The sequence below is a fragment of the Pseudacidovorax sp. NFM-22 genome, assembly GCF_021401245.1.
Lineage (GTDB): Bacteria > Pseudomonadota > Gammaproteobacteria > Burkholderiales > Burkholderiaceae_C > Xenophilus.
This window is the reverse complement of sequence record NZ_JACBFY010000004.1, coordinates 371054-384802: the sequence shown is the minus strand read 5'-3', so window position 1 is coordinate 384802 and position 13749 is coordinate 371054. Positions and strand designations below refer to the sequence as shown.

General features: G+C 68.4%; 13 protein-coding genes. 3 read left to right on the top strand and 10 right to left on the bottom strand.

Annotated features, from left to right (window positions below; all coding sequences use genetic code 11):
- The first annotated feature begins 1 nt into the window (after position 1).
- The gene (locus tag L0984_RS16660) at positions 2–505 is read left to right on the top strand and encodes a thermonuclease family protein (protein WP_234194790.1); all 504 of its coding nucleotides are present in this window, start codon (positions 2–4) and stop codon (positions 503–505) included.
- A 94-nt stretch (positions 506–599) separates the two neighbouring features.
- Here the strand turns inward: L0984_RS16660 and L0984_RS16655 are convergent, their stop codons facing one another.
- Complete coding sequence (locus tag L0984_RS16655) at positions 600–1907, bottom strand: hemolysin family protein (RefSeq protein ID WP_234194789.1); 1308 nt, start codon at positions 1905–1907, stop codon at positions 600–602.
- Between the two features lie 26 nt (positions 1908–1933).
- Here L0984_RS16655 and L0984_RS16650 point away from each other — a divergent pair, with 26 nt between their 5' ends.
- Positions 1934–2776, top strand: a complete 843-nt coding sequence (locus L0984_RS16650) for a symmetrical bis(5'-nucleosyl)-tetraphosphatase (protein WP_234194788.1) — start codon at positions 1934–1936, stop codon at positions 2774–2776.
- Between the two features lie 31 nt (positions 2777–2807).
- Here L0984_RS16650 and L0984_RS16645 read toward each other — a convergent pair whose 3' ends face one another.
- The 9 genes from L0984_RS16645 to ahpC all read right to left on the bottom strand — a co-directional run bounded on the left by L0984_RS16645 (position 2808) and on the right by ahpC (position 12835).
- Positions 2808–3944, bottom strand: a complete 1137-nt coding sequence (locus L0984_RS16645; protein ID WP_234194785.1) for an aminotransferase class V-fold PLP-dependent enzyme — start codon at positions 3942–3944, stop codon at positions 2808–2810.
- Positions 3945–4072: 128 nt separating this feature from the next.
- Positions 4073–5545, bottom strand: coding sequence for a DEAD/DEAH box helicase (locus tag L0984_RS16640; RefSeq protein ID WP_234194784.1), 1473 nt, complete (start codon positions 5543–5545; stop codon positions 4073–4075).
- 91 nt (positions 5546–5636) lie between these two features.
- Positions 5637–6509 (bottom strand): KPN_02809 family neutral zinc metallopeptidase, encoded by an 873-nt coding sequence (gene ypfJ / locus L0984_RS16635; protein WP_234194783.1) that lies wholly within the window; start codon positions 6507–6509, stop codon positions 5637–5639.
- Between the two features lie 58 nt (positions 6510–6567).
- Positions 6568–6834: a hypothetical protein gene (locus L0984_RS16630; RefSeq protein WP_114802409.1), complete on the bottom strand. Its 267-nt coding sequence runs from the start codon at positions 6832–6834 to the stop codon at positions 6568–6570.
- 159 nt (positions 6835–6993) lie between these two features.
- Complete coding sequence (gene dcd / locus L0984_RS16625) at positions 6994–7560, bottom strand: dCTP deaminase (protein WP_234194781.1); 567 nt, start codon at positions 7558–7560, stop codon at positions 6994–6996.
- A gap of 81 nt (positions 7561–7641) precedes the next feature.
- Positions 7642–8928 (bottom strand): guanine deaminase, encoded by a 1287-nt coding sequence (guaD, locus tag L0984_RS16620; protein WP_234194780.1) that lies wholly within the window; start codon positions 8926–8928, stop codon positions 7642–7644.
- Between the two features lie 293 nt (positions 8929–9221).
- Positions 9222–10319, bottom strand: a complete 1098-nt coding sequence (locus tag L0984_RS16615; RefSeq protein ID WP_234194778.1) for a BMP family ABC transporter substrate-binding protein — start codon at positions 10317–10319, stop codon at positions 9222–9224.
- A 136-nt stretch (positions 10320–10455) separates the two neighbouring features.
- Positions 10456–12018 (bottom strand): alkyl hydroperoxide reductase subunit F, encoded by a 1563-nt coding sequence (gene ahpF / locus L0984_RS16610; RefSeq protein ID WP_234194775.1) that lies wholly within the window; start codon positions 12016–12018, stop codon positions 10456–10458.
- 253 nt (positions 12019–12271) lie between these two features.
- Positions 12272–12835 carry an alkyl hydroperoxide reductase subunit C gene (ahpC, locus tag L0984_RS16605; protein ID WP_058642001.1) on the bottom strand — a complete coding sequence of 188 codons (564 nt, stop codon included), beginning with the start codon at positions 12833–12835 and terminating at the stop codon, positions 12272–12274.
- A gap of 252 nt (positions 12836–13087) precedes the next feature.
- Between ahpC and bfr the strand changes: the two genes are divergently transcribed.
- Entirely contained in the window at positions 13088–13564 is a 477-nt protein-coding gene (gene bfr, locus L0984_RS16600; RefSeq protein WP_234194774.1) for a bacterioferritin, read from the top strand.
- Positions 13565–13749 lie beyond the last annotated feature (185 nt).

Sequence of the window (13749 nt, the reverse complement as noted above, 5' to 3'; positions counted from 1 at the left end):
GGTGGCCCTGGCTGCAGCCCTGCTGCTGTGCCTCGTCACGGCAGTGAGCGACGGCGACACCCTCCACGCCGACTGCGACGGTGGCGAGGCGCTGACGGTGCGCGTGCATGCCATCGACGCCCCCGAATCGGGCCAGCCCCAGGGCCGCAACGCGCGGCGCCTGCTGGCGCGGCTGGCGCTGCACCGCGAGGTCGAGCTGCGCTGCGTGGACCGCGACCGCTATGGCCGGGCCGTCTGCGCCGTGCAGGTGCCGCCGCCGGAAGATCCGGACGCGCCGCCCAGCGTGGATGCCGGAGAAGCCATGCTGGAGGCGGGCATGGCCTGGTGGTACCGCCAGTACGCCGAGGCGCAGACGGCCGCCGCCCAGCGCCGCTATGCCGCCGCCGAAGCGCGGGCGCGCCGGGCGCGTGTCGGCCTGTGGAAGGCGGCGAACCCGACGCCGCCCTGGCAATGGCGCCGCGAGCAACGCGAACTCGACGCCGATCGCGCAGAACAGGCGCATTGAACGCGCAGGCGGCGCGGGCCGCGCGCCCGGCCGGACATCGATCCTGCGCAGCCGCCGGCGGCCTCGTCGGCCGACAGGAACCGGGGCGCCGGACTCAGCGGGCGTCCGCCGGGAGCAGCGGACGCGCCTGCACGCGGTCGATGCGGCGGCCTTCCAGCGCGAGCACCTCGAAGCCCCAGCCCGCGCATTCGATCTGCTCGCCCACCGCCGGAAGGTGGCCCGACACGGACATCAGCAGCCCGGCCACGGTGTTGTAGCGGCCCCGCTCCTCGTCCGGCAACTCGCGGATGGCCAGCCGCGCCCGCAGTTCCGACACGGGCATCAGGCCGTCGAGCGCCCAACTGCCGTCGGGCTGCGGCATGGCCCAGGCGTCCGCCGGCACGTGGGGGTGGAGCTCGCCAGTGATGGCCTCCAGCAGGTCGCGGGGCGTGAGCAGGCCCTGCACCACGCCATATTCGTCCACCACCATCACCATGCGGCCGGCCTGGGCGCGGAACTGCTCCAGCAGCTCCAGGCCGGTCAGCGTCTCGGGCACGAAGGACGCCGGCTGCGCCAGCGTGCCCAGCACCCCCTCGTGCGACGGCCCCAGCTTGAGCAGCTGTGCCACGCTCACCACGCCCACCACGTCGTCCAGCGAGTTGCGGCAGACGGGATACCAGGAATGCATCAGGTTGATGGCGCCGGCCGCGGCCACCTTCTGCAGGGCCTCGGCCACCGTCAGGTTGGCGGGCATCCACTCGATGTCGCTGCGCGGCACCATCAGCGAGGACAGGCGGCGGTCGTCCAGGTGGAACACGTTGCGCACCATCTGGTGCTCATGCCGCTCGATGACGCCGGACTCCACGCCTTCCTCCAGGCTGGCGGAGATCTCTTCCTCGGTCACCGCGCGCGCGCCCGTGGCATCGATGCGCAGCAGCCGCAGCGTGGCCGCCGTGGTGCCGGAGAGCAGGTAGACGAAGGGCTTGGTGCCCTTGGCCAGCGCGCGCATCGGGCGCGACACCCAGCGCGCCACCGGCTCGGGATAGAGCTGGCCGATACGCTTGGGCACCAGCTCGCCGAAAATGATGGTGAAGAAGGTGATGCAGGTCACCACCAGCGCGGTGGACAGGATGCTGGCCGCGCCTTCTGCCAGTCCCCATTCCTGCATCCGGATGGCCAACGGCCCGGCGAAGGCCGATTCGCCCACGATGCCGCTGAGCATGCCGATGGACGTGATGCCGATCTGCACGGTGGACAGGAACTGCGTCGGCATGTCCATCAGCTTGAGCGCCGCCGCGGCCCCCGGGTCGCCCGTCTCCGCCAATGCCGCCAAGCGGGCGCGGCGGGAGGTGGCCAGGGCCATTTCGGACATCGCGAACAACGCATTGCACGTCGTCAGCAAGGCCAGCAGAAGGATATCCATCGAGAGGTCAAGGGGAGAATGAGGGCATGGCACTCTATCTCATCGGTGATGTGCAGGGCTGCGACGAGGCGCTGGGCCGCCTGCTCGACACCCTGGACTTCTCGCCCAGCCGCGACCGGCTGGTGCTGCTCGGCGACCTGATCAACCGCGGGCCCGACTCGCTGGCCGTGCTGCGCCGGGTGCAGGCGCTGGGCGATTCGGCCCGCAGCCTGCTGGGCAACCACGACCTTCACCTGCTGGGCGTGGCGCATGGCGTGCGCAAGCCCGGGCGGCGCGACACGCTCGCGCCCATCCTGGACGCCCCCGACAGGGAGCCTTTGCTGGACTGGCTGCGCCACCGCGCGATGGCGCTGCACGAGCGCATCGGCGGGCGCGACCTGCTCATGGTGCACGCGGGCGTGCTGCCCGCCTGGACCGTGGAAGACACGATGGCACGCGCCCGCGAACTCGAAGCCGTATTGCGCGGCCCGAACCTGGGCAACTTCCTGCAGGAGATGTACGGCAACGCGCCCGCCGCCTGGTCCGACGATCTCTCGGGCAGCGCACGCCTGCGGGTGATCGTCAACGCCCTCACCCGACTGCGCTTCTGCAGCGCCCACGGGGTGATGGAGTTCGAGGCCAAGGACAGCGCCGCGGAGGCGCCGGCGGGCTACATGCCGTGGTTCGACGTGCCCGGCCGGCGCACGGCCGAGGCGGTGGTCGCCTTCGGCCACTGGTCCACGCTGGGCTGGCTGTCGCAGCCGGATCTGCTGTCGACCGACACCGGCTGCGTCTGGGGCGGCTGCCTCACGGCCGTGCGCATCGGCGCCACGCTGGAAGAGCGGGAGCGCATCGACGTGCGCTGCACCCAGGCGCAGGCGCCGGGCTGAGCGCGCCCCCTCACGCAGCAGCAGCAGCGACTCAGGCCGTGCCGAGCACCTTGTCCAGGCCGGCCTTCAGGTGGCCCACGCTCCGGTCCACGTTGCGCCACTTCTCCAGGCCGAACAGCCCGATGCGGAAGGTCATGAAGTCCGGCCCCTCGCCGCACTGCAGCGGCACGCCGGAGGCGGTCTGCAGGCCGGCCTCGATGAACTTCCTGGCGCTCTGGATGCCGGGGTCGGTGGTGTAGCTCACCACCACGCCCGGCGCCTTGAAGCCCTCCGCCGCCACGCTGGGCAGGCCGCGTGATTCGAGCAGCGCGCGCACCTTGTCGCCCAGTTCGAACTGCGCCTGGCGCGCCGCCTCGAAACCCCAGTCGCGGGTTTCCTTCATCACGTCGCGCAGCAGCACCAGCGCGTCTGTCGGCATCGTCGTGTGGTACGCATGCTGGCCGCGCTCATAGCCTTCGGCGATCTGCATCCACTTCTTGAGGTCGCAGGAGAAGCTGCTGCTCGTGGTGCCGTCGATGGCCTCGCGGGCGCGTTCGCCCAGCATCACCATGGCGCAGCAGGGCGAGCCGCTCCAGCCCTTCTGCGGCGCGCTGATCAGCACGTCCACGCCGGTGGCCTGCATGTCGACCCAGACGGCGCCGGAGGCCACGCAGTCCAGCACGAACAGGGCGCCCACCTCGCGGGCGGCAGCGCTCACGGTGCGCAGGTAATCGTCGGGCAGCAGGATGCCGCTCGCGGTCTCCACATGCGGCGCGAAGATGACCTTGGGCTTCTCGGCACGGATGGTGGCAGCGACCTCCTCGGCCGGGCACGGCGCCCAGGGCGCCTGCGGGCCTTCGCCCTGCTGGCGGGCCTGGCAGACGATGGCGCCGCCGCCCAGGCCGCCTGCGTCGAAGATCTGGCTCCAGCGATAGCTGAACCAGCCATTGCGCACGATCAGCACCTTCTCGCGGTTGGCGAACTGGCGCGCGACGGCTTCCATGCCGAAGGTGCCGCTTCCCGGCACCAGCACGGCCGTGCGGGCGTGGTAGACCTCTTTCAGCGTCGCCAGGATGTCCTGCATCACACCAGTGAAGCGCTTGGACATGTGGTTGAGGGCGCGGTCGGTGTAGACGACCGAGAACTCGAGCAGGCCGTCGGGATCGACGTCGGGCAACAGGCCGGGCATGGGAGTCTCCTTCTTGTGGATGCAGGGTACCGGCCAGTGACCGGCAGAAAGACAAAGGCTGGCACGCGTGCCAGCCCTGGGGACCATCGCAGCGGCCCGACCCGCGAGGGCCGGCCGCGCAGCGGCACTCAATTCTGCTGCTGCGGCTCCGCCGACTTGAACAGCGCGGCCACCTTGCGCTTGGTGCGGATGTTGCCCGATCCCGGCTGCTTGGGCGCCGGCGCCTTGGCGGACTGCTCCCAGGCGGGGGCCTCGTCACCGCCAGCGGCCTCGTAGGGCTTGTCGAAGAAAGGATCGCGCGGTGCGTGGGTGCGCTGCGGGCGCGGGGCGCGGTAGCCCTCGGCCGCCGCGGGAGCGCTGCTGCGGGGCCGGTCGAGCGTGTCGCGGGCATCGCCCGTCTCGCCGTCCTCGCGCCAGCGGCGGCGACCGTCGTTGATGCGGCCGCGCGGACGCTCGTCGTCCATCTCCAGCGCCTGCAGCTCGATCTTCTTCTTGATCAGCTTCTCGATGTCGGCCACCAGGCGGGCGTCATTGCCGCCGCCCGCAAAACTCACGGCCAGGCCCGAGGCGCCGGCTCGGCCGGTGCGGCCGATGCGGTGCACGTAGTCCTCGGCGTTGAAGGGCACGTCGTAGTTGAAGACGGCGGGCACGTCCTTGATGTCCAGGCCGCGGGCCGCGACGTCGGTGCACACCAGCAGGTCCACCTCGCCGGCCTTGAAGGCGGCCAGGGCCTTGAGGCGCTCGTCCTGGCTCTTGTCGCCGTGCAGGGCCGTGCAGCGCAGGCCCTCGCGCTCCAGCGAGCGGGCCAGGCGGGCGCAACCCAACTTGCTGTTCACGAAGACGAAGGCCTGGGTGATGCCGCGCTGGCGCACGATCTGCTTGAGCGCGCGGCGCTTGTCGTCCTCGTGCACGCCATAAAAAACCTGCTCGACGGTGGAGGCCGTCTCGTTGGGCCGGGCCACCTCGATGGTGATGGGGTCCTGCAGGTAGCTGGAGGCCAGGCGCTTGATCTCGGGCGAGAAGGTGGCCGAGAACAGCAGCGTGGTGCGTTGCTTGGGCAGGTACGACAGGATGCGCTGCAGGTCGGGCAGGAAGCCGATGTCCAGCATGCGATCGGCTTCGTCGAGCACGACGTACTCGACCTGGTTCAGCACCGCGTTCTTGGCCTCGATGTGGTCCAGCAGCCGGCCAGGCGTGGCCACCAGCACCTCCACGCCCTTCTTGAGCTCGGCGGTCTGAGGCTTCATGTCGATGCCGCCAAAGACCACCGTGCTGCGCAGCTGCGTGTACTTGGCGTACATCTTCACCTGCTGGGCAACCTGGTCAGCGAGTTCGCGCGTGGGCAACAGCACCAGCGCGCGCACCGGATGCCGGGCGGGCGAGGTCGAGGCGTTCTCGTGTTTGAGCAGGCGATGCAGCAGCGGCAGGGAGAAGGCGGCGGTCTTGCCGGTGCCGGTCTGGGCGGCGCCCATCACGTCCTGGCCGGACAGCACCACCGGAATCGCCTGCGCCTGGATCGGCGTCATGTGTTCGTAGCCCATGTCGGCCACGGCGCGCTTCAACGGGTCCGCCAGCGCGAGGTCGGAATAGAGAGTACTCATAGGAAGTCCGCGATTGTCGCATTGCCGCAAAAAACGGCAGTGACAGCGGGGTGACGGGCGTTTCGGGGCCTTCAGGCCGACCGTGCAAGGCTCAGAGCGTGGAGGCGTTGAAGGTGTCGCAGGCCTTCACCTGACCGCTCTTGTAGCCGTTCATGAACCAGCGCTGGCGCTGGGCGCTGCTGCCGTGGGTGAAGCTGTCGGGCACCACCGCCCGGCCGGCGGAACGTTGCAGGGCGTCGTCGCCGATCTTCTCGGCCGCATTCATGGCGGCGGCGATGTCGGACGGGTCGAGCCACTGCTTCGACTCCTGCGAGCGCTGGGCCCATACGCCCGCGAAGCAGTCCGCCTGCAGTTCGACCCGCACGCTCGTCGCGTTGGCCTGGGTCTCGTTCTGGCGCCGGCGCATGGCGTCGACCTTGTCGGTGATGCCCAGCAAGTGCTGAACGTGATGGCCCACCTCATGCGCGATGACATAGGCCTGCGCAAATTCCCCAGGCGCTCCGAGCCGGTCGCGCAGGGTGTCGTAGAAGCGCAGGTCGATGTAGACCTTGCTGTCGCCCGGGCAGTAGAAGGGGCCCATGGCACTCTGCCCGGTGCCGCAGGCCGTGGGCGTGCTGTTGTCGAAGAGCACCAGCGTGGGCGCACGGTACTGGGCGCCGCCTTCGCGGAACACCTCGCCCCAGACCACCTCGGTGTTGCGCAGCACGGTGCGTACGAATGCGGTCTCGCGGTCGTTGCGCGGCGCATGGGCGGGGGCTTGCTGCTGGACGACCGGGCTGCCGCCTCCGCTGAGCAGGCCCAGCAAGGTCAGCGGGTTGATCCCGAACAGCCAGCCCGCCACCACCGCCACGGCCACCGTGCCGAGGCCGATGCTGCGGCCGCCGATGGGGAAGCCGCCACCGCCGCCGCCCATGCCGCGGCGGTCTTCGACGTTGTCGGATTGGTCGTTGCCTTCCCAGCGCATTGCTTTCCTTTCGAATCGGCCCGGCCGGCCAGTGGCGCGACGATGCGCCGCGTTTGCGTCAGCGGGCCAGGGTGTAGCTCACGGACTGTACGCCCGCGGGCTGTTCGAAGGCCGCCGTCAGCCGGGCGCGCTGGGCACGGACCTCTTCGGCCGTCTGGACGGCGATGCGCGCCTGGGCGTCACGCAGTTGGGCGGCCTGGACCTGCCCGCGCGCCACCTGGTAGATCGCGGCAAGAAGGAACAGCGCCACCACGGCGAGAGAGCCGATCAGCAGCCACTGAGAGGGCGAAAGGAAGGAAGGGCGTGCGGCAGGGTGTTGGGACATCGGCGTCTCCTGCACGGCCCATCCGTGCGGGTGGCCGAAGGTTCGTGGGCAACCGGGCCGGGCCGTGGCGGCCCGCTGCGCGAATCCTTGTAGGCGCCCCCAAGCGGCGGCTGTCAGCCGCGCCGGGCACCCGCCCTGGCATCCGCCGGCGGCAAAGCCTCAGGCCTTGGGCAGCGTCACGCCGCTCTGCCCCTGGTACTTGCCGCCGCGGTCCTTGTAGCTCACCTCGCAGACCTCGTCGCTCTCGAAGAACAGCACCTGCGCACAGCCCTCGCCCGCGTAGATCTTGGCGGGCAGCGGGGTGGTGTTGGAGAACTCCAGCGTCACGTAGCCTTCCCACTCCGGCTCGAAAGGCGTGACGTTGACGATGATGCCGCAGCGCGCGTAGGTGCTCTTGCCCAGACAGATGGTCAGCACATTGCGGGGAATGCGGAAGTACTCCACCGTCCGCGCCAGCGCAAAGCTGTTGGGCGGGATGATGCAGACGTCGGCCTCGATGTCGACGAAGCTCTTCTCGTCGAAGTTCTTCGGGTCCACCACCGTGCTGTGGATGTTGGTGAAGACCTTGAATTCGGGCGCGCAGCGGATGTCGTAGCCATAGCTGCTGGTGCCGTAGCTGATGAGCTTGCGACCGTCCTGCTGGCGCACCTGGCCCGGCTCGAAAGGCTCGATCATGCCGTGCTGCTCGGCCATGCGCCGGATCCATTGGTCGCTCTTGATGCTCATGGGAAGACTCGCGCTGGGCGTGCCGGGGCACGCGTCGGAAAAGAGGGCCCGCATTGTGGCACGCGGGGCCCGGCCGGCCGCTCAGCCGGCACGGGCGATCACCGTGCGCTCGATGACACGGTCGTCGCCCAGCACGATGAGGGCGAACAGCAGTTCCTCCAGCGAGGCCGCGTTGGCCGACTTGCGGGCCAGCAAGGGCGTCGCCGCCGGATCCAGCACCAGGAAGTCCGCCTCGCAACCCGGTTGCAGGTTGCCGATGGTGCCGGCCAGCCCCAGGGCCTGCGCGGCGCCCGCCGTGTGCAGCCACCACAGGCGCGAGGGGGCGAGACTCAGGCCCGGCTTGGTCTGTCCTTCACGTCCCGCGTAATAGGCGGCCAGCATGGTGTGGAAGGGGCTGAAGCTGGTGCCGCCGCCCACGTCGCTCGCCAGTCCATGCAGGTAGTCGACGCGCTGGGCGCCGTCGAAGTCGAAGAAACCGCTGCCCAGGAACAGGTTGCTGGTGGGGCTGACGGCCGCCGCGGTGCGGGTGGCACGCATCAGGTGGCGGTCGTCGTCGTCGAAATGGATGCAGTGGGCGTACACCGCCCGCTCGCGCATCAGGCCGAAGTCGTCGTAGACGCCCAGGTAGGAGCGCGCGGCGGGAAACAGCTCGCGCGCCCACTTCACCTCGTCCTTGTTCTCGGCCACGTGCGACTGGATCCAGGTGTCGGCGTAGCGCGCCGCCAATTCGCCGGCCCCCCTCAGTTGCGCTTCGGTGCTGGTCGGTGCAAAGCGGGGCGTGATGGCGTAGCCGAGCCGGTCCACGCCGTGCCAGCGGCGGATCAGGTCTTCGGTATCGGCCAGGCTGCGTTCGGTGTCGTCACGGACGCCGTCGGGCGAATGGCGGTCCTGCAGCACCTTGCCGGTGATCAGGCGCATCTGCCGGTGCCGGGCGGCCGAGAAGAGCGCATCCACCGAGGCCGGATGCGAGGTCGCGAAGGTCAGCGAGGTGGTCACGCCGTGGCGCAGCAGTTCGTCCAGGAAGACCTCGGCCACCTCGGCCGAATGCGCGGCTTCGGCGAAGCGGGTCTCGGCCGGGAAGGTGTAGTTCTCCAGCCAGGGCAGCAGGCCGTCGGCGGGCGCGCCGATGATGTCCGTCTGGGGAAAGTGGATGTGCATGTCCACGAAGCCCGGCGCCAGGATGCGGCCCGGCAGGTGTTCGGGCTCCACGTCGGGATGGCGAGGCTGCACCGCGCCGTGGCTGCCAGCGTCGACCACGCGCTCGCGGCCCTGGGCATCGGGCGCGACGACCAGCAGGCCGTCGGTGTCGAACAGGGGTCGGCCGGCGTCGTCGAAACGCAGCAGCGAGGCGCGGTAGGCTTTTTTCATCGGTCGGAATCGGGGGGAAGGATGCAGCGGCCCAAGGCCGCGGCAGGTACTTCGGCGGAGCGTACTGGAAGAAGCGGTGCCCCGGCTGCCGCTCGGCTTATAGCGGCTATATGCCGCGCGGCAGCGCAGGGTCAGAAGGCGTGAATGAATCCGGCGTGGCCGAGCGGGCTGCCAAAACGCGCCCAATCAAGGCGCAAAGCGCAGCCATAGCTCGGACCATGGCGAGCATTTGCAACGCGGAGTGGGCGTGTTTTGGCGGGACGAGCGGGCGTGACGGGGTCGTTCACACCTTCTCAGGGCTCAATGCGGCCCTGCACGCCCTCGACCAGCCAGTTCATCTTGAGGATCTGTCCGTCGTCCAGCGCCTGGCCGCGTGCAATCACGACGCGGCCCTGGTTGTCGCGCACATCGGCGGCCACGGCACGGAAGGGCTGCAGCCGGCCAGCCGCAATGTCCTGCTGGCGCGCCATCACCTCGTCCTGCACCGCCTTGGGCACCTTGGGGCCGAAGTCGCCGACACGGATCATCCCTTCCTTGACGCCGCCCCAGGTGTCGGTGCTCTTCCAGGTACCGTCGAGCACGGCCTTGGCGCGCTGCACGTAGTAGTCGCCCCAGCGGTGCGTGACTGCAACGATCTGCGCGTCGGGCGCCACCTGCCGCATGTCGGAGTGATAGGCCACGGCCATCCGGCCACGCTCCTGCGCCGCCTTCATCACGGCGGAGGAGCCGGTGTGGAAGGCCAGCACGTCCGCGCCCTGGTCCATCAGCCGCATGGCCGCGTCGCGCTCCAGGGCTGGGTCGAACCACTGGTTGAGCCACACGACCTTGACCTGCGCGGTGGGGTCGACCGAGCGCATGCCGAGCGTGAAGGCATTGATGCCCTGCAGCACCTCGGGAATCGGGAAGCCCGCCACATAGCCGGCGACATGCGACTTGCTAATGCGCCCCGCCGCTACGCCGGCCAGGTAGCGGCCTTCGTAGTAGCGCGCATTGGCCGTCGCCACGTTGTCGGCCCGCTGGTAGCCGGTGATCGATTCGAAGCGCACCTGCGGAAATTCGCGCGCCACGCGCATCGTCGGCGCCATGTAGCCGAAGCTGGGCGTGATGATGAGCTGGTTGCCCTGGCGCGCCAGGTCGCGGATCACGCGCTCGGCGTCGGGCCCTTCGGCCACGTTCTCCACATAGGTGGTCTTCACCTTGCCAGGCAGCGCCGCCTCGATGGCCTGGCGGCCCAGCTCGTGCTGGTGCACCCAGCCGGCGTCGCTCAGTGGGGCGACATAGACGATGCCAACCTTCAGCGGTGCCTGAGACGGCGCCGGCTGGGCATGGGCGAAGGGAGAAGAAAGAAAACAGCAGGCGGCCGCGAGCGCGGCTGCGAGGTTTTTGTACATGGTGTTCCTCGACATGGCCCCGAAAACGAAAACGCCGTGCAGCGGGGCACTGCACGGCGGGCGGGATTCTAAGGAGCGGCGGCGCGACACCGCGGCCTGGGGGCAAAGGCGGCACCCTTCGCGGGCGCCGCCTCGCTCAGGCGGCCACGGGCGCGCTGGTGCGGATCAGGTGGTCGAAGGCGCTCAGCGCCGCCTTCGCGCCCTCGCCGGCGGCAATGATGATCTGCTTGTAGGGCACCGTGGTGCAGTCGCCCGCCGCGAACACGCCGGGGACCGAGGTCTGGCCCTTGGCGTCCACGATGATCTCGCCGTGGCGCGACAGCTCGACCGTGCCCTTGAGCCAGTCGGTGTTGGGCACCAGCCCGATCTGGATGAACACGCCCTCCAGGTCCACGCGCTGCTCCTGGCCGGTCGCGCGGTCCTTGTAGGTCAGGCCGTTCACCTTGTCGGTGCCGGTGATGGACGTGGTCTGCGCGTTGGTCAGCACCGTCACGTTGGGCAGGCTCGTGAGCTTGCGCTGGAGCACGGCGTCGGCACGCAGCTGGGTGTCGAACTCGATCAGCGTCACGTGACCGACGATGCCGGCCAGGTCGATGGCCGCCTCGACGCCGGAGTTGCCGCCGCCGATCACCGCCACGCGCTTGCCCTTGAACAGCGGACCGTCGCAGTGCGGGCAGTAGGCCACGCCCTTGTTCTTGAACTCCTGCTCGCCCGGCACGTTGATGTTGCGCCAGCGCGCGCCGGTCGACAGGATCACGGTCTTGGCCTTGAGCGTCGCGCCACTCTCCATACGGACTTCGATGAGGTCCTTCCCCGGCACCAGCGCCGCGGCGCGCTGCAGGTTCATCACGTCCACGTCGTAATGGCGCACGTGTTCGTCCAGCGCGAGCGCGAAGTGTGGGCCCTGCGTTTCCTTGACCGAGATGAAGTTCTCGATGCCCAGCGTGTCCAGCACCTGGCCGCCGAAACGCTCCGCTGCCACGCCGGTGCGGATGCCCTTGCGGGCGGCGTACACGGCCGCCGCGGCGCCGGCGGGGCCGCCGCCGACGATCAGCACGTCGAAGGCGTCCTTGGCGCTCAGCTTCTTCGCCTCGCGCTCGACGCCGCTGGTGTCGATCTTGGCCAGGATCTCTTCCAGGCTCATGCGGCCGGAGCCGAACATCTGGCCGTTCATGAAGACCGTGGGCACGCCCATGATCTGGCGGTCTTCGATCTCCTTCTGGAAGGTGCCGCCCTCGATCATGGTGGTCTTGATGCGCGGGTTCTGCACCGCCATCAGGTTCAGCGCCTGCACCACGTCCGGGCAGTTGTGGCAGGTCAGCGAGACGTAAACCTCGAATTCGAAGTCGCCGTCGATCTGCTTGATCTGGTCGAGGATGGCCTGCTCGACCTTGGGCGGATAGCCGCCCTGCTGCAGCATGGCCAGGATGAGCGAGGTGAATTCATGGCCCATCGGCAGGCCGGCGAAACGCGGGCCGTCCGTCTGGCCGGGCTTGTTGATCGAGAACGAGGGCTTGCGCTCGCTGCTCTCTGCACGGTCGATCACGGTGACCAGCTGGGACGTGCTGGCGATGTCCTGGAGCAGTTCGCGCGTCTGTGCCGACGCCGGCGAGTCGTCCAGCGCAGCCACGATCTCGATGGGCTGGGAAATGCGCTCCAGGTAACTGGAAAGCTGGGCTTTGGTGGCGGCGTCAAGCATGGTGGTGTCTTTCTGGCGTTCGGGTCTTCAATGGGAGAGGAGCTTCGGGGCTCTTGCCCGGCGGCGGGGCTCGTCTCCAGCATCTAGGGACGGGCCGGCAATAAAAAAAGCCCGGGTCACGAGGGTGCCCCGGGCTCGGGGGCAGCTGCTGCGCAGCCACCCGGCAGGCAGGTTCAGGCGTGCGCCGTCCACCCTTTCTCAAGGGACCGGACAGGGTGCGCGGCGCCTGACGCCAGCCGGGCGAAGGGCATGCTCAGATCTTGCCGACCAGGTCGAAAGAAGGCTTCAGGGTGGCGGCGCCTTCTTCCCACTTGGCGGGGCAGACTTCGCCGGGGTGGGCGGCGACGTACTGGGCAGCCTTGACCTTGCGCAGCAGGTCCTTGGCGTCGCGGCCGATGCCTTCGGCGGTGATTTCCAGCGCCTGGATCACGCCTTGCGGGTCGACGATGAAGGTGCCGCGGTTGGCCAGGCCCTGGTCTTCACGCAGCACTTCGAAGTTGCGGCTGATGGCCAGCGTGGGGTCGCCGATCATCGTGTACTTGATCTTGCCGATGGTCTCGGACGAGTCGTGCCAGGCCTTGTGGGTGAAGTGGGTGTCGGTCGAGACCGAGTAGATCTCCACGCCCATCTTCTGGAACTCGGCGTAGTGGTCAGCCACGTCGCCCAGCTCGGTCGGGCAGACGAAGGTGAAGTCGGCCGGGTAGAAGAAGAAGACGGACCACTTGCCCTTGACGTCGTCACTGGAGACGTCGACGAACTTGCCGTCCTTGTAAGCGGTGGCCTTGAAGGGCTTGATTTCGGTGTTGATCACGGACATGTGCGGTTCCTCTTGAGGTCGAAAAAACTTGCGAGGCTCTAGTATATGCATGAGCTACAGGAAATTGATAGATAAACACTATCAATCGGGAACCCGGTGGCTATGGCGGAGTCGGTGTGCACGGCCGAAGCGATACGAACGCCTCTCACGATCAAACGCATGCAGACCAGAGCGGGCGGGTCTTGCCTTGTGGGCACTGGAGTGCACCCGCACAATCCGCCGCTTTGGGCCCTCCGGTCCGAGGACGAGAACATGCAAGGCGATCCCCAGGTCATCGATCATCTCCAGGCCCAGCTCAAGATCGAGCTGACCGCCATCAACCAATACTTCCTTCACTACCGGATGCTCAAGCATTGGGGCTTCGACAAGCTGGCGAAGAAGGAATATTCCGAATCCATCGAAGCGATGAAGCACGCGGACAAGCTGATGGACCGCATCTTCATGCTCGACGGCCTGCCCAACCTGCAGGACCTGGGCAAGCTCAACGTGGGCGAGGACGTGCCCGAGATCCTCGACTGCGACCTGCGCACCGAGCAGGGCGCGCAATCCACGCTCAAGGCCGGCATCGCCCACTGCGAGTCGGTGCGCGACTTCGTCTCGCGCGACCTGCTGGAGGACATCCTCGAAGACACGGAAGAGCAGATCGACTTCCTGGAGACGCAGATCGATCTGGTGGGCAAGGTGGGCCTGCAGAACTACCTGCAGTCGCAGATGGGCGACGCCGACTGAGTCGGCCGGGCGCACGGCGCCCCGATTCGCCGAGCTTTCATCAAGGGCCCCTCGCGGGCCCTTGCCGCTTCATGAAACTTTACCGACCAAAATCGCTGCGAATTCGATAGCAAGAGACATCGACGAAACAACGACATTTCCGCATCGGCGACTTTCCGCGCCAAAAAATCAAATAGCATCCATTC